Origin of the sequence: Mesorhizobium sp. L103C105A0, from assembly GCF_000502215.1 — a bacterium.
Classification (GTDB): domain Bacteria; phylum Pseudomonadota; class Alphaproteobacteria; order Rhizobiales; family Rhizobiaceae; genus Mesorhizobium.
The window spans coordinates 710333-732910 of record NZ_AYXF01000001.1 but is presented as its reverse complement, the minus strand read 5'-3'; the positions used below and the strand labels follow the sequence as shown (position 1 = coordinate 732910).

Here is a 22578-nt window from a genome sequence, read left to right as displayed (position 1 = left end):
CACCTACAGTCGAGGCACGGAGAGCGCGCCGTCGACATTGATAATCGAGCCTGTGGAAAAGCCGAGCTTGCCGGCGGCAAGCGTCGCCACCACGGCGCCGATGTCCGATGCTTCGCCCCAGCGTTTTGCCGGCACCAGGCCGCTGTCGATAAGCGCGTCGTATTTGGCTGATACGCTCGCGGTCATGTCGGTGCGAATGATGCCGGGCCGCAGTTCGAACACGCCGATGTTTTCCGGCGCAAGCCGTAGCGCCAGGTTCTTCACCCACATCGAAAGGCCGGCTTTCGAGATGCAGTAGTCGGGGCGTTCCGGCGAGGCCATATCGGCGCTGACCGAGGTGATGGTGATGATCGAGCGCGGATGATTGCTGGGAGCCGCCAGCATCGCCTTGGCGACGGCCTGGCTAAGGAATACGGTGCCGCGCAGATTGATGCCGAGCGCACGGTCGAAGTTTTCGGGCGTCAGTTCCAGCAGGTCGCCGCGCACCACGGCGCCGACGCCGGCATTGTTGACGAGGCAGTCGATGCGGCTGAAGGCACGTATGGCGGCGTCGACGAGGGCCGTGTGATCCTCGAGGTTGGCGATATCACAACGGACATAGGCGAACTCCGCACCCCGTGCGGTGATGTTGGCGGCCAGTTCGTCCGGCGCTTGTTCGGCAAGGTCGGCGATCAAAATGTCGAAGCCGTCCCCGGCCAGCGCCTCGGCGCAGGCGAGCCCAATGCCGCGCGCACCGCCGGTGACGATTGCTGCGGGGCGGGTCATGCCGCGAGGTCCGTTCGGCGAATATGCTCGGCCACGCGCAGCGCCTGTGCCGCAATCGACAGCGCCGGATTCACGGCGGCCGAGTTCGGCAAAAAACTGGCGTCGACAACGAACAGGTTCGGGTGGTCGAAGGCGCGGCAGAAAGGGTCGAGCGGCGACGTCGCCGGATGGTCGCCCATTTTCACCGTGCCGCACTGGTGCGAGGGCGTGCGCTTGTCGAAGGGACGCGACAGCACGATGGGATAACCGCAGGCGCGGAAGTTCTCACGCATCACCCTGGTCAGCCCGTCCAGCGACTGCATGTTGGAGCGCCGCCATTGCATGACGATGTCCTTGCCGTCGACCATGATGCGGCTTTCCGGATCGGGTAGATCCTCGCACATCAGATACCAGTCGACAGCGTGACCGGCCATGTAATCGAGCGCGAATTTCGGCACGTGTTTGACGTTGGCCTTCAACATGTTGCCGTCGATCTTGCCGAGCAGCTGGACGTTGCCGAGCGGCTTGCCGCCTTTGCCGTCGGAGAGATAGTAGTCATTCAGCATCAGCGTCTTCTGGTAGACGCTGTCGTTCCTGCGGCGCGGATCGATCGCCAGCATGGCGCTCGAATTATGGTTCATGAAATTGCGGCCGACCTGGTCGGAGCGGTTGGCGAGGCCTTTGCCATCTGGTGAAGGCGAGCGCAGCAGGATGACGGCGGAATTGACCGCGCCGGCGGACAGGATGACCAGCTTCGGCGCGACTTTCTTCAGCTCGCCATTCTGACGGTAGTGAACGGCAGCGATGCTTTTGCCGTCGGACGACGCTTCGAGATATTCGACATGGCAGCCGGTTTCGAGCCGGATATTGCTGTCCTTGAGTGCAGCCGTCAGCGGTCCGGTCTGCGCATCAACCTTGCCCTGGGCGGTGTTGGGGAATGCGTCCCAGCCGGTCTTGCCCTCTTTCAGCCAGGTGTCGATGTCGACGCCGAGCGGCAGCGAGGCGGGGTGCAGGCCCAGTCCCTTCAGCTCGGCGCGGGCGCGCGCAATCGGCGCTTCGTCGGGCACCGGCTTGAAAGCATAGGGGATCGAGTGGAACGGTTCGGTCGGGTCCTCGCCGAGCGAGCCGCGGACGCGAAACAGCTGCTCGGCTTTCGAATACCAAGGCTCGAATTCATCGTAGGAAAACGGCCATGCCGGCGAGACGCCACCGAAGTGCTCCATGGCGGCGAAATCCTCTTTGCGGTAGCGGATCAGCACCGCGCCGTAGAATTTCGAATTGCCGCCGACATAGTAGTAATTGCCGGGGTTGAAGGCGCCGCCGCCGGGCTCGCGCCACATCTCCTTCGGACGGTAGTGGCCATCGACGAAGATCGAGCGCGTGTCGCGGGCATGCGGCGTTGCCGGCAAGGGCTCGCCGCGCTCCAGCATCAGGACCGAGGCGCCGCTGCCGGCCAGGCCGGAAGCGATCGTAGCGCCGCCGATGCCGGAGCCGATGATGACGATATCGGGGCTGACCATCTCGATCAGCGGATGCGGTGTTCGGTCGCCGGATCGAAGAACACGGCCTTGGTCAGGTTGAAGGCGAGCGGCGTGCTGGTGCCCGGCTGGATGTTGGCGTCGGCCCGCAACCGCGCCACCACGCCCTTGCCGCCGAGATTGGTCACCGCGAACGTGTCGGACCCTGCCGGCTCGACCACTTCGATGTGCAGGTCGGCAGTGGCAATGTTGGAGGCGTTGCGTTCCGCACCTTCCGGATCGGTCAGCGCTTCCGGGCGCACGCCGAAGATGATCGGCTTGCCCTGGAATGCCGAAAGACCCGCCGGCGCGTTGGCCATCGGCAGCGTGATCGGCTCGCGCGCCTCGCGCTCCAACACGACGGACAGCGCATTGCCCGACGTGGCAATGGTCGCCGGGATCAGGTTCATCGCTGGCGAACCCATGAAGTCGGCGACGAACAAATTGGTCGGGTTGTTGTAGATCTCGGCCGGGGTGCCGAACTGCTGCACCTCGCCGTCGCGCATGACGGCGATCTTGGTAGCCAGCGTCATCGCCTCGATCTGGTCGTGGGTGACGTAGACGATGGTTGTGCCGGTGGTGGCATGCAGGCGCTTGATCTCGATGCGCATGTCAACGCGCAATTTGGCGTCGAGGTTGGACAAAGGCTCGTCGAACAGGAACAGCTTGGGGTCGCGCACCAGCGCCCGGCCCATGGCGACGCGCTGGCGCTGGCCGCCGGAAAGCTGGCTCGGCTTGCGCTGCAGGAGGTGGCCGATCTGCAGGACCTTGGCCACCTTGTCGATCGCCTTTTGGCGTTCGTCGGCCGGCACGCCGCGCATCTCCATGCCGAAGGAGATGTTTCCGGCCACCGTCATGTTCGGATAGAGCGCATAGCTCTGGAACACCATGGCGATGTCGCGCTTGGATGGGTGCAGATCGTTGATGGCGCGGCCGTCGACGCGGATTTCGCCCTCGGTGATCTGCTCCAGGCCGGCAATCGTGTTGAGCAAGGTGGACTTGCCGCAGCCGGACGGGCCGACCAGCACCAGGAAGCCGCCCTTTTCGAGCTCGACATCGATGCCCTTCAGGATCTCGACATTCCCGAAGCGCTTCTTCAGCCCATCAATTTCCAGAAAAGCCATGGTCGTTCCTTCCGAATTGATCAGCCCTTGACCGCGCCAGCCATCAGCCCGCGCACGAAATAGCGGCCGGCGACGACATAGACGATCAGGGTGGGCAGAGCCGCGATCATCGCGGCCGCCATGTTGACGTTGTATTCGACGACGCCGGTCGAGGTGTTGACGACGTTGTTGAGCGCCACCGTCATCGGCATGGAGTCGCCTGTGCCGGCGTAAGCCGAAGCGAACAGGAAGTCGTTCCAGATGTTGGTGAACTGGTAGATGACGGTGACGACGAAGATCGGCATCGAGTTCGGCAGCATGATGCGGCGGAAGATCTGGAAGAAGGAGGCGCCGTCGACCTGTGCGGCCTTGATCAGCTCGTTCGGGAATGCCTCGTAATAGTTGCGGAAAAACAGTGTAGTGAAGCCGATGCCGTAGACGACATGGACGAAGACCAGGTTGACCGTCGGATTGCCGAGACCGAAACTCGTACCCGTCGCATTCTGCAGCTTCACGCCGAAACGTCCCAGGCTGCCGAGGATGGTCGCCATCGGCAGCAGCACCGACTGGAACGGAATGAAGCAGGCAAACAGCATCAGCCCGAACACCAGCGTGGCGCCGCGAAAACGCCATTTGGTCAAGACGTAGCCGTTGAGCGCGCCGAGCATGGTCGAGATCAGTACGGCTGGAACCACCATCTTGATCGAGTTCCAGAAATAGCCCTTGATGCCGGCGCAGGTGAGGCCGACGCAGGTCTCGCCCCAGGCCTTCAGCCACGGGTCGAAGGTCGGCGCCGTGGGCAACGCCAGCATGTTGCCGTTCTGGATCTCGTCCATGGTCTTGAACGAGGTCACCAGCATGACGAACAGCGGCATCAGATAAAACAGCGCAAACAGCGCCAGAAGCCCGTAGATGACGATGCGGTTGAGGGTCTTGGTGCTCATGCCGCCGGAGGCCTTTTGGGAAGCAGCGGGGCGGGCAGGGGTGGCGACAGCGCTCATCGCGGCTTCTCCCGCAGTTCGGAATAGAGATAGGGCACGATGATGGCGACGATGGTCATCAGCATGATCACGGCACTGGCCGAGCCGACGGCCATTTCGTTGCGCTTGAAGGTGTACTCATACATGAAGTTGGACGGCAGCCAGGCCGAGCCACCGGGGCCGCCGCTGGTCAGCGCCACCACGAGATCGTAGGACTTGATGGCAAGGTGCGCGAGCACGATGAAGGCCGACAGGAAGATTGGCCGCAGCAGCGGAATGACGATGCGGCGGTAGAGCTGAAAGGTGGTGGCACCGTCGATCTGCGCCGCCTTCATGATCTCGCCGTCAATGCCACGCAGGCCGGCCAGGAACATCGCCATGATGAAGCCGGAGGCCTGCCAGACGCCGGCAATGACCACCGTGTAGATGACGAAATCCTTGTTCTTGATCCAGTCGAAATGGAAGCTCGTCCAGCCCCACTGATGCAAGGTCTGCTCAAGACCGAGGCCGGGGTCGAGGAACCATTTCCAGGCGACGCCGGTGACGATGAAGGACAGCGCCATCGGGTAGAGATAGATCGGCCGCAACACGCCTTCGCCGCGAATCTTCTGGTCGAGCAGGATGGCCAGGAACAGGCCGAGCGCCAGGCAGATGGCGATGTAGAGAAAGCCAAAAATGCCCATATTGACGATCGACGTGTACCAGCTCGATGGCGGGTCGGAGTCGAACGTCCAGCCCCACAGCCGTAGATACGCGCGTGGTCCGGTAATGACATAGGACGGGAAGGTCTTGGAATTGGTGAAGGACAGATAGACAGTCCACAGGATAAAGCCATAGACGAAGACGATGGTGATGGCGAAGCTCGGCGCCAGCACGATCTTCGGCAGCGCGTCCTGCAATCGCGCGCGCACGGAGGGGCGAGACCGCTCGGGTGTCAGCTTGATCTGGGTCGTCGCTACACTGCTCATGAGGCTCCTCCCGTTAGGGTCGTCCGTGCTCTGCCGTCAGGAGGCAAGGCGGCCCCGTGCATACGGGTCTCTGGTCGGCATGGTGTTCAAGAGGGTTTCACCGTTTCACGGAAACGGCGAACCTCTCTAACTCTTTCTTTTACGCAATTCCGGCCGGAAAACCGCTCACACTTTTCCTGGAATTGCGCCAGCCGGCCAATCCTGAGGCGACCCTTCCCCGCCGAAGCGGGAAAGGTGTCTTGCTGGCCAGGGCTTACTTGGCGTCGTCGATTGCCTTGACCAGTTCGGTCACGGCTTCGTCCGAGGTCTTGATCTGACCGTGGACGAACTTCGAAACGACGTCCTTGTAGGCATTGGCGACCGCCGGAGGCGCGCCATAGCCCTGGGCAAGCGAGCCGAACAGTGTGCCGCCTTCGTTGGCAGCCTTCAGGTCGGCGATGCCCTTCTTGCCGCACGCGTCGAAGTCGGTGTCCGGAACGTCGGTACGGGCGGGAACCGAACCCTTGACGACGTTGAAGGCCGACTGGAAGCTCTTCGACAGGGTGGCGGTGGCCAACGCGACCTGGGCGGCCTTGCGGTCGTCCGGAACGTTGAACATGCCGAACATGTCGGAGTTGTAGACCACCGAGCCTTCCGTGCCCGGGAAGCGATAGCACAGGAAGTCGGTGCCCGGCGTTTTCTTGGCGGCGTTGAACTCGCCCTTGGCCCAGTCACCCATCACCTGCACCAGGGCATCGCCCTTGATGACCATGGCGGTGGCAAGGTTCCAGTCGCGGCCCGAGAAGTTCGGGTCGACATAGGTGACGAGCTTGGCGAGGTTGTCGAACGACTTCTTCATCGTGTCCGACTTGAGGGACTCGTCGTCGAGGTCGTTGAAGGCCTTCTTGTAGAACTCAGGTCCGCCGGTCGACAGCACAACCGAGTCGAACATGGTGGCTTCCTGCCAGTTCTGGCCGCCAAGGGCGAGCGGAATAACGCCAGCCGCCTTGGCTTTGTCGAGCAGGGCGACGAAGTCGTCGAAGGTCTTTGGCTCGGTGCCGCCGATCTTGTCCATCACCGCCTTGTTGATCCACAGCCAGTTGACGGAGTGGACGTTGACTGGAGCAGCGACCCACTTGCCGTCATAGACGGAGAACTTCTGCAGGGCTGCCGGAACCGACTTGTCCCAGCCTTCCTTCTTCGCCGTCTCGGTCAGGTCGCCCATGACGCCGGCCGCCGCATAGTCGAGCACGGTGTAGCCGAGCATCTGCGACGCGGTCGGGTAATTGCCGGCCGCGACCATCGCCTTCAGCGCAGTCATGGCGGCGTCGCCGCCACCACCGGCCACCGGCACGTCCTTCCAGGCATAGCCTTCCTTGGCAAGGTCGCCCTTGAGGACGTTGAGAGCAGCCGCTTCGCCGCCCGACGTCCACCAATGCAGCATCTGCACTTCCTTGACGTCCTCGGCATGGGCCGAGAAAGCAAAGGCCGTCGCCAGAGCCGTTCCGATAAGCATTTTGCGCAACATGTTCTACCTCCCTTGTTGCATTACACGACCGGTGGAAGCCCACCGGGTTCTTCCAAACTCAGCCGACCCACCAACCGGTGCGCTGGCCGCGATGAAACTGGATTGTCTTTTCCTCGGTATAATCCTCGACAGCGCGTTTGCCGAGTTCGCGTCCGATGCCGGACTGCTTGTAGCCCCCGAATGGCAGCTCGGGAAAGCCTTCCATGAATGTGTTCACCCAAACGGTCCCCGAACGCACACCACGCGCCACCGACATACAAGTGTCGATGCTGGCGCTCCACACCCCTGCCGACAGACCATAGGGCGTGTTGTTGGCGATGTGCAACGCCTTTTCAATCGATCCAAAAGTCAGCACGGAGAGCACCGGGCCAAACACTTCCTCGCGCGCAATAGCCATGTCTTCGGTAACGCCGCGAATGATGGTCGGATCGAGGTACTGGCCGGCATTGGACGCCAATTGGCCGCCACCGCTATAGACATTGCTGCCGTCTTTTGCTGCTGCCGCAACGTAATCTGCGACCTTGGTCAGATGGTCGGCGGAAATCATCGCGCCAACCTTGGTTCGGTCGTCGAGTGGGTCGCCGACCGTTACCTTGGCGGTCAGGGCCTTGACAGTGGCGAGGAAATCGTCGGCGATGGCTTCATGCACGATCAGCCGACTGCCGGCATTGCAGCATTCGCCGGCGTTGAAGAAGCCGCCGAACACTGCTGCGTCAGCGGCCGCCTCGAGATCGGCATCGGGGAAGACGATCTGGCCGTTCTTGCCGCCGAGCTCCATCGAGACTTTCTTCAGCGACTGCGCGGCGGAAGCCATGGTCATCTTGCCGACGCGGGTAGAGCCGGTGAACGACACCATCTCGACCAGCGGATGGCTGACCATCGGCCCCCCGACATCGGCGCCGAGGCCGGCCAGGATGTTGACGACGCCCGCGGGCAGGCCGGCCTGCATCAGGATGTCGCCGAGCACGAAGGTCGAGGCCGAGGTCATTTCGCTCGGCTTGACCACCGCGGTGCAGCCGGCGGCGAGCGCGAAGGGCAGTTTCTGGCTGACGATCAGGAACGGGAAATTCCACGGGGTGATGATCGAGACGACGCCGATCGGCTCGCGCAGGACCACGCCCAGCATGGCGTCGCCGAGATTGGCGTAGCTTTCGCCGTGCAGCGTGCGGGCGAGCGAGGCGGCATAGCGCCAGATGTCGATGGCGCCGCCGATCTCGCCGCGCGCCTGGGCGATCGGCTTGCCGGATTCCAGCGCATCGAGTCGGGCGATGTCTTCGAGCTGGGCCTCGATCAGGTCGGCCGTCTTGAGCAGGATGGCTGCGCGCTCGGCCGCCTTCGTGCGCGGCCACGGGCCGGTCTCGAATGCCTTGTGCGCGGCCTGCATGGCCGCCTCCACCTCGGCCTCGCCGGCCTGCGCATAGCGCGAAACGGTGAAGCCATGGCCGGGGCTGTTGCGCGCAATCGTGCGGCCGTCACGGGCATCGACATGCTTGCCGTCGATCAGGAGCTTGTAAACCTTCGGCGCCTTGGACGCCTCGGCCGGCATGGAAATGTTGAGCGGTGCGTTCATCATGCTTTCTCTAAGATCTGGAAAAGGCCGGCCTCTGCTTGGCCTTGAAGGCGCTCACGCCGGCTTTGAGGTCGCCGGTCAGCGCAACGAAGCCGCTGGCGAGCGCCTCGGTGGCGGCCGCACTTTCCTCGCCTTCGGCGACTGCGATCATCAGCTTGGCGGCTTCGGTTGCGAGCGGCCCGCGCCCGGCGATTTTTTCGGCCCAAGTCCTGGCCTCTGCCAGCGCCTGGCCGGTCTCGACCACACGATCGACAATGCCGAGGGCGAGCGCGTCGGGGGCGGCAAAGACCTCGCCGCCGAGCGCCATGCGGCGCACGATCTGCGCCCCGAAGCGGCGCACGGCGCGCTGCGTGCCGGACCAGCCGGGGACGACGCCGATCGATGTCTCGGGAAAGCCGAGCTTCACCTGCGTTTCGGCGACACGGAAGTCGCAGGCGACTGCCAGCTCCAGCCCGCCACCCAACGCATGGCCGGAAAGCACCGCGATGGTCGGTTGCCGCAGCCGCGCCAGTCGGTCGAAGACGCGGTGGCCGTAGCGCACCCATTGCACCTGAAAGTCGGCAGCGCTCATCTCGCCCCAGGCCTCGACATCGCCGCCGGCGCAAAAGCCCTTGCCTTCGCCGCGGATCAGCGCGACGCGCACGCCTTCAGCCATTTCGGCTTCGTCGAGCGCTGTCTCGAGCGCGCGCAGCATTGGAATGTCCAGCGCGTTGAACTTCTCCGGCCGGCGCAGCGTGACGATACCGATGGCGCCGTCCTGCTCGAAGGTGACGAGGCGCTCAGCCATGCGCGCCTCCGAGAGAAGCGCCGCCATTCAGCGACAGGCCGATCGGCCGATCCTGGTACAGCGCCGCCGGTGTCACCTTGAGGTCGTTGGCGACGCCGAGCGGTGTTTCGGACTGCGCCAGCACATCGCGTTCGAGGTCGATGCCAGGCGCCAGTTCCGTCACCATCAGACCGTCCGGCGTCAGCTTCATCACGCAGCGCTCGGTGACGTAGGTGATGTCCTGCCCTTGTGCGACGGCGCGCTTGCCGGAGAAGGAGATGTGCTCGACCTCGTTGACCACCTTCTTCACCTTGCCTTCTGCATCGATGCGAATGCCGCCATCGGCGAGCGACAGTTTTGCGCCGGCATTGAAGAAGCCGGAGAAGACGATCTTTTTCGCCCGTGCCGTGATGTCGACAAAGCCGCCGGCCCCGGCGGTGACATGTGGCCGGGCCGAGAGTTTCGACACGTTGACGGAGCCATGGCGGTCGATCTGCAAGAAGGAGAGCAGCGAGGCATCGAAGCCGCCGGCCTGGAAATAGATGAACTGGTGCGGCGAGGGCATGATCGCCTCGGCATTGGAAGCGCAGCCGAACTTGAAGTCGAGCAGCGGCACGCCGCCGACGGCGCCCTGCTCGATCACCCAGGTGACTTTGCCGTGCTGGTCTTCCTCGAGAAGGATACGCGGCACGTTTGCCGAGATGCCGAAGCCGATATTGACCGCCATGCCGTCGCGCAATTCCATGGCGACGCGGCGCGCGATTACTTTCTGGACGTTCATCTCAGCGTTGCGGAAGCTGGACAACGGCCGGAAGATCTCGCCCGAAATCGCCGGGTCGTAAGGCGTCAACGTCGTCTGCAACTGGTTCGGCGCCACCACGATGTGGTCTACCAGCACGCCGGGCACGCGCACGTCATGCGGCTTCAGCGTGCCGTTCTCGACGACGCGCTTGACCTGCGCAATGACGATGCCGCCATTGTTGCGCGCGGCGAGCGCCTGTTCGAGGCCGCCCAAATAGGCGCCTTCATGCTCGTAAGTGAGGTTGCCGCGCTCGTCGGCGGTGGTGGCGCGGATGATCGAAACGTTGGGCACGATCGAGCGGAAATAGAGCCATTCCTCGCCGTCGAACTGCTGCACCGAGACGATCGGCTCGCTTGCAGCCTCATTCATGGCGCAGCCCTGGTGGCGCGGGTCGGCAAAAGTGTCGAGGCCGACCTTGGTCAGCACGCCCGGCCGCTTGGCGGCGGCCTCGCGGTGCATGTCGAAAAGGATGCCGGAGGGCACGTTGTAGGCGGCGACCGAATTGTCGCCGATCATCTTCCATATCTGCGGCGGCTCGGACGAGGAGGGGCCTGAGGGATAGGAGCCGCAGAGCGTGCGCTTCAACAAGCCGGGCTTGGCCAGATGGTCGATGCCCTTGATGCCATACATGTCGCCGGCGGCGATCGGATGCAGCGTGGTGATGTCTTTCGGATGGCCTTCGGCGTCGAAGCGCTCGCCGATGGCAGCCAGGACGGCGTCAGGGCAGCCAAGGCCGCTCGACGACGAGACGGAGACGGTCATGCCGTCCTTGATGAGGCTTGCTGCTTCAGCGGCGGAGACGAGCTTGCTCACACGACACCTTTCGGATCGATAGTGACGGCCTTGCCGGACTTTGCCGACTGCAACGCTGCTTCGGCTGAGGCCAGCGACCAGACGCCGTCCTCGCCGGTGGCGGAGGGCTGGCCTTCTCCACGCATGGCGGCATGGAACTGGCGCAGCGACCTGGCGTAGAGGTCTTCTCGGTCGAAGCTCAGTTCTTCCTCGCCTTTGGCGGTGCGTAGCAGCACCGAGCCGACTGGCTTCTGCGTCATCACATTTTTTGCGACCAGCGAACCTTCGGAACCATGCACCTCAAAGCCGGTATCGGCGAACTTGGTTGTGAAGCCTTCATGCGACTGGGCGATGATGCCCGACCCGAAGCGCCAGATGCACATGGCGCCGTCTTCCAGCCCGCTGCTGGCCATGCCGGCCAACTGGGTGAAGGCCGAAATCTCGACCGGGTCGTCGCCGAGCACGAAGCGCAGCGTGTCGGCATCATGCACGGTGATGTCGAGCACCACGCCGCCGCCGGACTCAGGCTTGGTAATGCGCCAGCCCTGCAGGTTTTCCGGCAAATAGACGGAATGGAAGACGCGCGCGGCAATCGGCTTGCCGATATGGCCGGCTGATATGGCGTCGCGCATGGCGCGGTGGGCGCCGGCATTGCGCAGATGATGATTGGTGCCAAGCACGACACCGGCTTCCTTGGCGGCGGCGACCATTGTGCGCGCGTCGGCGCTGTTCAGCGCCAGCGGCTTTTCGCACAGAACATGCTTTCCCGCCTTGATCGCAGCCAATGCCTGTTCGAGATGCAGTTCATTGGTGGTCGAGATGTAGACGGCGTCGATTTCGGCGCCGAGCAGGTCGTCCAGCCTCGAGACGGCAAGCGGAATATTCTGTTCCGCGGCATAAGTCTTGGCGCGCTGCGGACTGGAGCTCATCACCGCCGCGATCTCGCCACCCTCTTGCGCGCGGATGGCGTTGATCATGAACTGTTTGGCGATCGTGCTGGCGCCGATCAGTCCCCATTTGACGCTCATGCCGCGTCTCCCATTCCTGCTGATGTGTCCTGGGCGCCGCGATCGGGACCGCAGCTGTCCCTGACGACTAGATTGACGGCGCCGATATGGTCCTCGGCATGCGTGATGCGCGACTGGATCATCTTCAGCATGACGTGGGCGGCGCGTTCGCCGAGGCCGGGTGTGTCCACCGAGACGCTGGTCAGCGCCGGCATATAATGCTCGGCCTCGACCACGTCGTCGAAGCCGACGACGGCGAAATCCGCGCCGGGCTCCAGCCAGCGCTTGCGCAGCGCCAGCATGACGCCGAAGGCGACGGCGTCGTTGAAGCACAGCGCCGCCGTCGGCGGCTCGGCCATGGCAAGGGCGGTTTCCAGGCAGGCGATCCCGCCCCTGCGGCTGGTCTCGCCTTCGACGACAAGCACGTCGCGTCTGGCCATGCCCAATGTCTCGCAAGCTTCACGAAAACCGCCCAGGCGCTCCTGATAGACGACCAGGTCGGAGGTGCCGCCGAAGAAGGCCAGCCGGCGATGGCCCTTGCCGATCAGATGGGCGGCGGCGAGATACGCGCCGCGATGGTTGTCAGGAGCGATCACCGGGATGCGGCTGTCCGGCAGGCGGCGCATGGCGAAGACGACCGGCACGCCCGCCATCTCGAGGCGACGGAAGGCGCCCGGCGTGGTGCCGCGTGCCGGTGACACGATCAGGCCTGCGACGCCCTGTTCCATCAGCGACTTCAGCACTTCTTCCTGGCGCACCGGGTTCTCCGCCGTGTTGGCGATGAAGGGCACGATGCCGGCCGACTGGAAGACGCGCTCCATGCCGACCGCCAGCTCGGCGAAAAAGGGGTTGGTGAGATCGTTGATGACCATGCCGATGACGTTGGAATGGGCTTTGCGCAGATTGGCGGCGCCGCGGTTGTAGACATAGCCGACATCCTCGATCGCCTTGCGAACCTTGACCGCGGTTTCAGGCCGGATCAGCCCTGAGCCTTGCAGCACAAGCGACACCGTCGATTTGGACACACCAGCCTCGCGGGCGATGTCCAGGATCGTTGCCTTGGCCCGGCTGGCCATGTCGGTGGTTTCCTCCGCCTAAATGAGAAAATCTATTGGAACGTTCTAATCACTCTGCCAAACGAGAGTCAATCGGGATTCTTGCGGAGATCGAAAAGGTGATGAATGTGGTTCCGAGCAAGGACTCTTAGCCTTCTTCAACGTTTGGGCCGGTTCAATCGCCGGAATCATAAAGTTTCTTGATTTATTGGAACGTTCCATTTATAGGATGCCGAAAACGGAGGTTGCCATGGATATCACCCTGCCTACGCAGAATGGCGGCCGCGTCAGCTACAAGCTCGCGGGCAGTCCGGTCGAGCCCGTAATCGGTGCGGTTTTCCCGCGCATCGCCTATGCCGCGGCCCATGTCGTCGCCGACCCTTTCGCGATGACCGACCCCTGGTCGAAGCCTGCGGTCGACTGGGACAAGACGATGGCGTTTCGGCATCATTTGTGGCGGCTTGGCTTCCGCATCGCCGAGGCGATGGACACCTCGCAGCGCGGCATGGGTTTCGACTGGGCGAATGCGCAGGAATTGATCCGGCGCTCGATCGCCGAGGCGCGCAGCGTCGAATGCGCAGACCTCGCCTCGGGCGCCGGCACCGATCATCTGGCGCCGGCCAATTCGAGATCACTCGAAGATGTGATCGCCGCCTATGAGGAGCAGTTCGCTTTCATTGAAGGCGAGGGCGGCAAGGCGATCATGATGGCCAGCCGGGCGCTGGCAGCGGTCGCAAAGGGTCCGGACGACTATATCAGGGTCTACGATCGCATCCTCAGCCAGGCATCCGGCAAGGTCATCCTGCACTGGCTGGGCGACATGTTCGATCCTGCACTGAAAGGTTATTGGGGCAGCGGCAATTTCGAGGCCGCGCTCGACACCGTCGTCGCCATCATCGAGCGTCATGCCGGCAAGGTCGAGGGGATAAAGATTTCCCTGCTCGATGCCGGCAAGGAAGTTGCCTTGCGCAACCGGTTGCCGGAAGGCGTCGTCATGTTCACCGGCGACGATTTCAACTATCCCGAACTGATTGCCGGCGACGGGAAGCGGCACTCGCACGCCTTGCTCGGCATATTCGACGCCATCGCGCCGGTCGCCAGTGCGGCGCTCGCGAAACTGGCTGACGGCGACCGCGCCGGCTTTGACGCGCTGATGGCGCCGACAGTGCCGTTGTCGCGCAAGATCTTCGAGGCGCCGACGGAGTATTACAAGGCCGGCATCGTCTTCATTGCCTGGCTCAACGGCCATCAGGACCATTTCGCCATGGTCGGCGGCATGCAGTCGGCGCGCGGCATCCTGCACTATGCCGACATCTTCCGCCTTGCCGACCAGGCAGGGTTGCTCGCCGATCCCGAGCTTGCGCTGGCCAGGATGAAGCATTTCTGCGCGGTTGCAGGTGCCTGAGAACGACACAATCGCTGGCTGAAACCTGTCCCCCGTATGGGGGATTTGCGTTCTCGCGCCAAATCTGTATTCGGTTGCCGGGATTGGATGCGGACGGAGCGGCAATGACGGAAAAAGTGGCGCTCATCACCGGGGTTACCGGGCAGGACGGGGCCTATCTCGCAGAATTGCTTCTGCAGAAGGGCTATATTGTCCATGGCGTCAAACGCCGCTCGTCCTCGTTCAACACCGAGCGCGTTGACGACATCTATGTCGATCCGCACGAGCGCGGTGCGCGTTTCTTCCTGCATTATGGCGACCTGACCGACGCGACCAACCTTATTCGCCTGGTGCAGGAGACACAGCCCGGCGAGATCTACAATCTCGGCGCCCAGAGTCATGTCCAGGTGAGTTTCGAGACGCCGGAATACACCGGCAATGCCGATGCGCTGGGAACACTCAGGCTGCTCGAGGCGATCCGCATCCTGCGCCTGGAGAAGTCGGTGCGCTTCTATCAGGCATCGACGTCGGAGCTTTACGGCAAGGCGCGCGAGGTCCCGCAAAGCGAGGCGACGCCCTTCCATCCGCGCTCGCCCTATGCCGCGGCCAAGCTTTACGCCTACTGGATCACGGTCAACTACCGCGAGGCTTACGGCATGTTCGCCGCCAACGGAATCCTGTTCAACCACGAAAGCCCGACACGCGGCGAAACCTTCGTCACCCGCAAGATCACGCGGGCCGTCGCCTCGATCCATCACGGCCTTCAGGCCACGCTCTATCTCGGCAATCTCGACGCCAAGCGTGACTGGGGCCATGCGCGCGACTATGTGGAGGGCATGTGGCGCATTCTGCAGCACAGTGAAGCCGACGATTTCGTGCTGGCGACTGGTGAGGCGCATTCGGTGCGCGAATTCGTCGAACTGGCTTTTGCCGAGACCGGACGCACCATCCGCTGGCAAGGCGAGGGTGTCGATGAAGTTGGTGTCGATGCCGGTTCGGGCACTGTCCTGGTGCGCATCGATCCGCGCTATTTCCGGCCGACCGAGGTCGATCTGCTGCTCGGTGACCCCGCCAAGGCCAAGGCAAGACTTGGCTGGTCGCACACGACCGGATTCAGGGATCTGGTGACGGAAATGGTGCAGGCCGATCTGGCGCGCGCGGCCGGCGGCACGCGGCAGAACAGCCGTTCTGCGTGAGGCAGGCCGATGGACGCGACATTTGAGCTGAAGGGCAAGCGTGTCTTCGTCGCCGGGCATCGCGGCATGGTCGGTTCGGCCGTCGTGCGCCGGCTGGCGAGCGAGGACTGCGAGATACTCACCATCTCGCGCGACAGGCTCGACCTGCTCGACCAGGCAGGGGTGCAGCGCTGGATGGCCGAGCACAGGCCGGATGCGGTGGTGATGGCGGCCGCCAAGGTCGGCGGTATCCTGGCCAATGACCGGTTCCCGGTCGATTTCCTGCAGGACAATTTGGTCATGCAGGGCAATGTCATCGACGGCGCCTTTCGCAGCGAGGTCGGCAAGCTTTTGTTTCTCGGCTCGTCCTGCATCTATCCAAAGCTCGCGCCGCAGCCGATCAGGGAAGACGCCCTGCTGACCGGGCCGCTCGAGCCGACCAACGAATGGTACGCGATCGCGAAGATCGCCGGGCTGAAACTGTGCCAGGCCTATCGGCGCCAGCATGGGGTCGACTATATCTCGGCGATGCCGGCCAGCCTCTACGGACCGGGTGACAATTTCGACCTGCAGAGCAGCCATGTCGTGCCGGCCCTGATGCGAAAGGCGCATGCGCTGGCGCTGAGCGGCGGCAACAGCCTCAATGTCTGGGGCTCGGGCACGCCACGGCGTGAATTCCTGCATGTCGACGACGCCGCCGATGCCTTGGTCTGGCTGTTGAAGAATTATGCCGGCGACGGCCACGTCAATGTCGGTTCGGGCGAGGATGTCACCATTGCCGAGCTTGCCCAGACCGTCGCATCGGTCGCCGGCGTCGAGGCTAATATCGCCTTCGATACGACCAAGCCAGACGGCACGCCGCGCAAGTTGATGGATGTTTCGCGGCTGTTTGCAACGGGATGGCGCCCGCGCTACGCACTTCGCGGTGGATTGGAACAGACATATGCGTGGTTTCTCAACCATATTGGGAAGGGTGGTGTCCGCCTCGGCGCGGCCTGATTCCAATTTTCCTTGAACCATTTCGCTGCCGCCCGCGACCAAGCGGTGTGTAGCAAACACGGTCCATCAAGGAGAACGTCAATGTTTATCACTTCAAGAAACGCATTTCTCGCCGCCATCGCGGTTTCGGTGCTGGCAGGGTGTCAGACGGCACCGCCGAGGGAATGCGAGAAGACCAAGCCCGGTGTCACCTACAACGGCAAATGCTGCGGCATCGGCACACCGTGCCGTGAAGGCAACAACACCCCTCATGACAAGCCCGACAGGCCCGATCCGCGGCCACAGTGATCCGCGAGCCAGAAACGTCCCGGCACGTGCCGGGACGTTTCGCCCCCGACAGGGCGGATACGGATCGGAAGGCCGCTACCCGGTTCCTTGCTGGCCGGCATTTGAACACGAAACGGGACGGCGGGGCAGTAGACGATGCGGTCGCGCAGATCGCGCGAAAACTTCCCGCCGGATCTGTACTTCAAGGGGCTGTTCGACTGTTCGAAGGGAAGGTCCCGTAGAAACTCAGATTTCGCTTTCCGTCGATGCGAAGGATGCTACTAAAAAAAATTCGAGATGCTCTTGAACTCATTTGGGGCGCCTCCTAATTCGATTTCCGCCAAGGCCATAAGGCTCGGCAAAAAATGGCGGCGCCGCACAGGGCGGCGTCCTTGTACCCATGTTGCTTCAAGGAGGATGTGGCTATGAGAACCTTTGATACCCTCTATCGGACCACCGTCGGTTTCGACCGGCTTTTCGACATGCTCGACAGCGGCACGCGTCCAGACTGGCCGCCCTATAACATCGAGAAGGTCGACGAGAACGATTACCGTATCTCGATGGCCATCGCAGGCTTCAGCCAGGATGAGGTTGAGCTGACCCAGCATGGACCCGAACTGGTCGTGNGACTGGCCGCCCTATAACATCGAGAAGGTCGACGAGAACGATTACCGTATCTCGATGGCCATCGCAGGCTTCAGCCAGGATGAGGTCGAGCTTACCCAGCATGGACCCGAACTGGTCGTGGTAGGCCAGAAAGCTGATGATCAGAGCGGACGCCAGCTGCTGCACCAGGGCATTGCCTACCGCAGTTTCAGGCAGACGTTCAAGCTTGCCGACCACATGAAGATCAAGGCAGCCAAACTGGAGAATGGCCTCCTCTCGATCGACATTGTCCGCGAGATTCCCGAAGAGCTGAAGCCGCGCCGCATCAGCATCGGCGTGGGCGACACGCCAACGGCCGCCACTCAGATCACGCAAGACACGGACCGCGCGCGTAAAGCCGCGTAATCCTGTCGATCTGTCACACTTTGAACTGCGGGTCCGCCTCCCGGTTCCGGCCGGGAGGCTGTGATTGCGGAGAAACGAAGATGATCACTGCAGGACCTACTGGCGCGCCTCTGTCGCGCGCCTGCAGTTGGCCTGGACCGCGCAAACCATGAAACTCAATGGTTCGTTCAATTTGGAGGATCATATGAACGATCGGATGTTTGACAGCGCCGTTTTCGTGAAAAGCGGCGACAACCTTGTTCAGGAAATCACGTGTCTCGAGGACGCTCTGGAGTTCCTCTATGAATGGCCGAAGGACAGGCGCGGCCCCATTCACCAAACCGCATTGCGGGCCTGCCAGCGAGCTTTCGATAGCGATTATCCGCTTTCCGCAGCCAGAGACGCGTTCAGCGGTTTTGCGAAAGCAGCCAGAATCCTTGAGGAAGTATCCACGACAATGCCGTGGATGATGGGCAGAGGTGGCGAAGGCGGAGGAGTGACTGCCTAAAGCGCGTCGCGAAACGGATTCATGCGACACGCTTTAAGTCTTTGTTTTGATGCATGTCGTTGTCCCAGAACGGCGGCATACTTCTGGGTGACATGCATTAGGAAAGGAGGTCATGATGCTATCGAAACCTTTTGAAAAGCCAGTCCGGGTGTGGGTGGGATTGGGCTTTCCCCGCCAACTCAACACGGTCGCAGATGCCTATCAATTCGCAGCCGAATGGTGTGGCAACAGCCCGGAGCAGAGAGCTGCTATTCGCGCTTGCAAAGCCGCTCTGATTGGTGATGTGGAACCCGAGACAGCACGAGGCGTCTTCGTCGCGTTCGCTCGCAAGAAGGATATTCTTATGGAGGACGGCATCGAGCCTGCGCCTTCAAGGACGCTAAGCCCGCACCACGTCTAAAGCGCGTCGCGTTTGAACGGACTCAGACGACGCGCTTTAGGTCTTTGTTTTTATGCATGTCGTCGTCTCAAAACCGGGGCCACTTTTGAGCGCCATGCATTAGAATGTCCACAAACACGAGGCGGCTGCCACAAGCGGTGGCCGCCTTACCGGCTAAGTCGTCGAAGGGGTGCGCCAAAAACGGGCTTGGCTAAGTTATTGAAAGGATGGTGGGCGTGACAGGGATTGAACCTGTGACCCCTGCAATGTCAATGCAGTGCTCTCCCGCTGAACGTCGCCTTCGCTCCTGTCGAAAGATTGAAAAAATTCAACTGCTTACGCAGTCTACGATCTTTCTCGGCTACACGCAATCCTCAACAGAAAAAGACGCTTTCGAGTGGCTTGGTGTGACGTGAGTGTGACAGGAAGAGAAGGACGAAAATTTATAGATGGTAATTGCTACCGAGTGCGAAAATAATTGTGGTCTCTCTCAGCTAGACGGTGTGCGGCCATTGAATCATCGCTGGAAAGGCTTACAGAACTGAAAGTCGCGGCGGCTGTAAGTTGCCTGGCGCGCCGAAAAGCGATTCCTTGAAATAGATAAGCGACGACGAAACGATAACAGCGAGATAATAATGTCACCTTTTTCCGTGTTTCTTTCGTATAGTCACAATGACGAGTGGTTGAAGGATGAGTTGGTCAAGCATCTGTCGGCTTTAAAACGGAGTGGAATTATCGATGTGTGGCACGACCGCTTAATTCCAGCAGGTAAAAAGCTCGGTGATGCCATTGACGAAAAAGTTAATACATCAGACATATTTCTTTTCCTGATAAGTTCTGACTTCCTCCACTCTGATTACTGTTTCCACCGCGAGTACGAGATCGCAAAGGTACGCCACTTGGCGGGCGAGGCCGAAATAGTCCCAATAATAGTGCGAGATTGTGACTGGGAGGCGGGGGACCTTCGAAGTTTCAATGCTTTACCGATCGATGGTAACGCTGTGTCCAGAAACGCCGGTTCCAAGCCGGACTCACAGCAGAGGGACGCCGCGTGGCTGAGCGTCATCAATGGCGTTAAGGTCGTGATCGCTGAACTCAAAAAAAAAAATACGCCCCCTTCATTAAGTGATGTTTACATTGATCGTCTGTTCCAAGTCGATTTCATCAAACACCCCAATGTCGAAGCATTTGATGAGCGACGAATTTTTATCGACCCGGACATTTATTGGGAAAATCAGAAGGAACAGCTCACGAGCTTTGAATCATTCGCGGATGCGGTGATGAGTGAGAGGGCATCGATTATTACCGGAGAGGACCGCTCAGGAAAATCTCTCCTCGCCAAAAAGCTGCAAGTTTACCTCGACAGTCTATTGAATCCTGCTGTGCTCATTAAGGGCAAAGCAATTCGGAATGCCCAAATCGAAAAGTTGATTAATAGCTCGCTCACGACGCAGTACGGACAAACCGAGTTCCCAAAGCGTAGGTTTACGATAATCGTAGATGACTTCGACGAATGTGGCCTTCCGGACCGCGTAAAAGAATCTATTATTAAGGATATGGTCTACTCGTACGGCCGCTTGGTCATTTTGTCGTATTCGAGTGCTGCGTCAGTGTTATTCACCGCTGACGAGCTTCCAGACCCGTCAATATTCAAGATCAATGAGCTGACAAACGACAAACTCTACCAGCTTGTTGGAAAATGGAAGTCAGTAGGGCTGGCGCATGACGTTCTACCCGACGACAAAGAAGTTCTCGTTGCTCACGACAAGATTCAGCTGATATTTAATCACTCGGAAGTGGAGCGGTTTGCTTATACTGCGGTTACGTTCCTGGAACTTCTTGACTCGGCGTCTGGAGGAGATCTGGCTGTAGCCTCCTTTGCTGCATGCTATGATACGCTCGTGACGAACAGGCTTCATAAGGCTGGTGTAGATTGGAGAGCGTTCGATGAATCGAAGAATTTCTTGTCCTATCTCGCTTACTCGTCCTTCATAGAGACAGAATCGAAGGAGTTTAAAGAAGAGCTTTTTACTAAATCTCTAGATTTTTACCAAGAGACTTATCTGTCATCCCGGGTTACACTACGCAAAATGGCTCTTTCGTCTTTCTTGGCGAAGGAAGATGACGAGGAAAGCGGGTTCTTCTTTCGCGAAGAGTACCTCTGGTATTTCTTTTGCGCTCGCTTCGTCGCCAAGCAGCTGTCCAAGGATGAGAATGAAAAATACAAATCATTTATAGATCACTGCGCCAAAAATATTTTCCAAAAGAAGTACGCTAACATGATTATTTTCGTGGCGTATTTCTCCGACGATGATCATGTGATGGGATGCCTTCTTGGTACACTGGACGGTCTTTTTTCGAAGGCCGATTCCTGGTTGCTATCGGACCGCGCAAGGGAGTTGATGCTTGGCATAACCTTGGAAGAGAAGCCCGATATTGAAGCTACATCCAAGATTGATGAGAACCGAAGGGTCATTCTGCGAGAAAAGGTCCAAGACATAATTGGCCAAGCCAACAAGGTTGTAGCGCGCTACACATTGCCATTTTTAAGTTCGAGCATAGGCGATTCAGAATTTGTCACTGAGATCAAGCAAGGCGAGATAGACGGCGATTCATATATGCGGAGCGTGAACGCCCTATTCCGTATTCATTCTGTCCTCGGGCAGGTTCTATCGACTAGAGCCGGTACTTATAGCGCCAGCTCTGTGTTGGCTTGCATTACAAAGATGGTTCAAGCTAGCGGCCGATATGCGTCCTTGAATCATTCGGTTGCCACGGTGCTAATGTTTGATGCCGAGAAATCGAGGGCAGAGGTAGATATTGCAATCAAGGGCGAATTGTCGCTGGACGAAAAAATGCGAAAGGTGCAACGAATATTTGCTTTCTGGTCTGTTTACCTCTCACAAGCAGGCTTAGCTAGATACCTTAGTCACAGCCATTCCATTAGAGCGCTAGAACGCCTTGTTGAGCAGTACGAAGGCAGCGATACCTCTGAGCAATACCCCTCATTTAACTTCACTAGTGTGTTGATGGTAGCGAAGCTGTACGAAACTGGGCGTGTAAGTCGGGATGGTATTGACCAGTGTATTAAGAAATATGGTGAAAACAGTGCTCTGATGCTGGTGCTTCGCGTCGCGCTTCAAATCTACTCGTACTATATGCCTATGGATATCGAGGAGAAGCAATGGGTGTCGGCACGTTTGGGGTTGACTGTGAGGCGTATCGAGGCACAACGGTTCAAAGCTTCCAAGCTCGGAAGTGGGATAGTTAATGCGACCCGACGTCTTCCGAATCCGAAAAAGGACTAAGGGGTCTGCCTTAGCAAATGGTGGGCCGTCCCGACCGATATCCGGTGTTTCGCTGCGATTTGGCGCACAGTTAGACCACTTTTTCGATCTTCGTTAATTGAAACACGGTCTGCTGGAATTCGTGGTCTGCCAAGGGTGATACCCTGGGACTTGGCACGCACTAGGCCCGCTTTCACGCGTTCTCGGATCATCGATCGCTCAAATTCGGCGAATACACCCGTCATCTGGAACATGGCTTTGCCTGAAGGTGTCGTCGTATCGATCGCCTGCTGATGCAAGTAGAGGTCAATCCCTTGAGCGTGAAGCTCGTCCAGGGCGGTCACCAGCCCCGCTAAGCTCCTTCCGAGACGGGAAACGTCCCAAGCCATAATCACTTCGAATTTGGCTCTGACAGCATCTTTTAGCAACCGGTCATAACCTGGGCGTCTGTCACGACCCTTTGCGCCGCTAATGCCCTCGTCTTCGTATATGGCCGTCATCTGCCATCCCCTAGCCGTAGCGACTCGTTCCAATTCGATCCGCTGGTTCTCGGTTGTCTGTTCCTTCGTGCTTACCCTGAGATACAACGCTACCCGTTTCATGCTTGCCTCCTGTGTTCAAGAAACACTCCTTTTATGAACGCCGGTTTTGACTTTTTCAAGGCCTTGGAAATCAAAGAGCTACCAAGCCGTAGTCAATAGGGGTTTTTTGAACGGTGACTGTACGCACCTTAGCCTTCAAGTGGGAGGCGCGCCTCGGCAGAAGTTATGCCGATATC

At 60.2% G+C, this 22578-nt stretch carries 20 protein-coding genes and 1 pseudogene; 9 read left to right on the top strand and 12 right to left on the bottom strand.

Annotated features, from left to right (window positions below):
* Positions 1-3: 3 nt before the first annotated feature.
* The 11 genes from X727_RS161030 to X727_RS161080 form a co-directional block, all read right to left on the bottom strand.
* The gene (locus tag X727_RS161030) at positions 4-765 is read right to left on the bottom strand and encodes a 3-ketoacyl-ACP reductase (RefSeq protein ID WP_023825182.1); all 762 of its coding nucleotides are present in this window, start codon (positions 763-765) and stop codon (positions 4-6) included.
* Positions 762-2264, bottom strand: a complete 1503-nt coding sequence (locus tag X727_RS161035; protein ID WP_023833583.1) for a GMC family oxidoreductase — start codon at positions 2262-2264, stop codon at positions 762-764. The genes X727_RS161030 and X727_RS161035 overlap by 4 nt, the downstream gene beginning before the upstream one ends.
* Positions 2265-2269: 5 nt before the next feature.
* A complete protein-coding gene (locus X727_RS161040; protein WP_023671180.1) occupies positions 2270-3385 on the bottom strand; it encodes an ABC transporter ATP-binding protein in 1116 nt (371 codons plus the stop codon).
* 20 nt (positions 3386-3405) lie between these two features.
* Entirely contained in the window at positions 3406-4365 is a 960-nt protein-coding gene (locus tag X727_RS161045; protein WP_023671181.1) for a carbohydrate ABC transporter permease, read from the bottom strand.
* Positions 4362-5312, bottom strand: coding sequence for a sugar ABC transporter permease (locus tag X727_RS161050; protein WP_023671182.1), 951 nt, complete (start codon positions 5310-5312; stop codon positions 4362-4364). Before X727_RS161050 ends, X727_RS161045 begins: the two co-directional genes overlap by 4 nt.
* 253 nt (positions 5313-5565) lie before the next feature.
* A complete protein-coding gene (locus X727_RS161055; RefSeq protein ID WP_032888198.1) occupies positions 5566-6819 on the bottom strand; it encodes an ABC transporter substrate-binding protein in 1254 nt (417 codons plus the stop codon).
* 58 nt (positions 6820-6877) lie between these two features.
* Positions 6878-8389 carry an aldehyde dehydrogenase family protein gene (locus X727_RS161060; protein WP_023833582.1) on the bottom strand — a complete coding sequence of 504 codons (1512 nt, stop codon included), beginning with the start codon at positions 8387-8389 and terminating at the stop codon, positions 6878-6880.
* Between the two features lie 10 nt (positions 8390-8399).
* Complete coding sequence (locus tag X727_RS161065) at positions 8400-9176, bottom strand: enoyl-CoA hydratase/isomerase family protein (protein WP_023744185.1); 777 nt, start codon at positions 9174-9176, stop codon at positions 8400-8402.
* A complete protein-coding gene (locus X727_RS161070) occupies positions 9169-10770 on the bottom strand; it encodes an acyl CoA:acetate/3-ketoacid CoA transferase (protein ID WP_023833581.1) in 1602 nt (533 codons plus the stop codon). Before X727_RS161070 ends, X727_RS161065 begins: the two co-directional genes overlap by 8 nt.
* A complete protein-coding gene (locus tag X727_RS161075; RefSeq protein ID WP_023833580.1) occupies positions 10767-11777 on the bottom strand; it encodes a Gfo/Idh/MocA family oxidoreductase in 1011 nt (336 codons plus the stop codon). Before X727_RS161075 ends, X727_RS161070 begins: the two co-directional genes overlap by 4 nt.
* A complete protein-coding gene (locus tag X727_RS161080; RefSeq protein ID WP_023744188.1) occupies positions 11774-12832 on the bottom strand; it encodes a LacI family DNA-binding transcriptional regulator in 1059 nt (352 codons plus the stop codon). The genes X727_RS161075 and X727_RS161080 overlap by 4 nt, the downstream gene beginning before the upstream one ends.
* A gap of 229 nt (positions 12833-13061) precedes the next feature.
* Here X727_RS161080 and X727_RS161085 point away from each other — a divergent pair, with 229 nt between their 5' ends.
* The 9 genes and pseudogenes from X727_RS161085 (at position 13062) to X727_RS1000000165480 (ending at position 21821) form a co-directional block, all read left to right on the top strand.
* Complete coding sequence (locus X727_RS161085; protein WP_023804702.1) at positions 13062-14216, top strand: dihydrodipicolinate synthase family protein; 1155 nt, start codon at positions 13062-13064, stop codon at positions 14214-14216.
* A gap of 104 nt (positions 14217-14320) precedes the next feature.
* Positions 14321-15391 carry a GDP-mannose 4,6-dehydratase gene (gene gmd / locus X727_RS161090; RefSeq protein ID WP_023804703.1) on the top strand — a complete coding sequence of 357 codons (1071 nt, stop codon included), beginning with the start codon at positions 14321-14323 and terminating at the stop codon, positions 15389-15391.
* A gap of 9 nt (positions 15392-15400) precedes the next feature.
* Positions 15401-16369, top strand: a complete 969-nt coding sequence (locus X727_RS161095; RefSeq protein WP_023833579.1) for a GDP-L-fucose synthase — start codon at positions 15401-15403, stop codon at positions 16367-16369.
* An 81-nt stretch (positions 16370-16450) separates the two neighbouring features.
* Positions 16451-16657 carry a hypothetical protein gene (locus X727_RS161100; protein ID WP_023710933.1) on the top strand — a complete coding sequence of 69 codons (207 nt, stop codon included), beginning with the start codon at positions 16451-16453 and terminating at the stop codon, positions 16655-16657.
* A gap of 404 nt (positions 16658-17061) precedes the next feature.
* Positions 17062-17262, top strand: a pseudogene (locus tag X727_RS0133255) (heat-shock protein); the annotation flags it as partial.
* Positions 17243-17647, top strand: a complete 405-nt coding sequence (locus tag X727_RS0133250) for an Hsp20 family protein (protein ID WP_031203865.1) — start codon at positions 17243-17245, stop codon at positions 17645-17647. The pseudogene X727_RS0133255 and the gene X727_RS0133250, both read left to right, overlap by 20 nt.
* 64 nt (positions 17648-17711) lie before the next feature.
* Positions 17712-18134, top strand: coding sequence for a DUF982 domain-containing protein (locus tag X727_RS161105; protein WP_306413578.1), 423 nt, complete (start codon positions 17712-17714; stop codon positions 18132-18134).
* Positions 18135-18246: 112 nt separating this feature from the next.
* A complete protein-coding gene (locus tag X727_RS161110) occupies positions 18247-18534 on the top strand; it encodes a DUF982 domain-containing protein (RefSeq protein ID WP_245260022.1) in 288 nt (95 codons plus the stop codon).
* A gap of 614 nt (positions 18535-19148) precedes the next feature.
* Positions 19149-21821 carry a toll/interleukin-1 receptor domain-containing protein gene (locus X727_RS1000000165480; RefSeq protein WP_023833578.1) on the top strand — a complete coding sequence of 891 codons (2673 nt, stop codon included), beginning with the start codon at positions 19149-19151 and terminating at the stop codon, positions 21819-21821.
* On the opposite strand, the gene X727_RS161120 is transcribed toward X727_RS1000000165480, so the two are convergent.
* Positions 21818-22402 (bottom strand): recombinase family protein, encoded by a 585-nt coding sequence (locus tag X727_RS161120; protein WP_023833577.1) that lies wholly within the window; start codon positions 22400-22402, stop codon positions 21818-21820. The genes X727_RS1000000165480 and X727_RS161120 overlap by 4 nt on opposite strands.
* Positions 22403-22578: the final 176 nt, after the last annotated feature.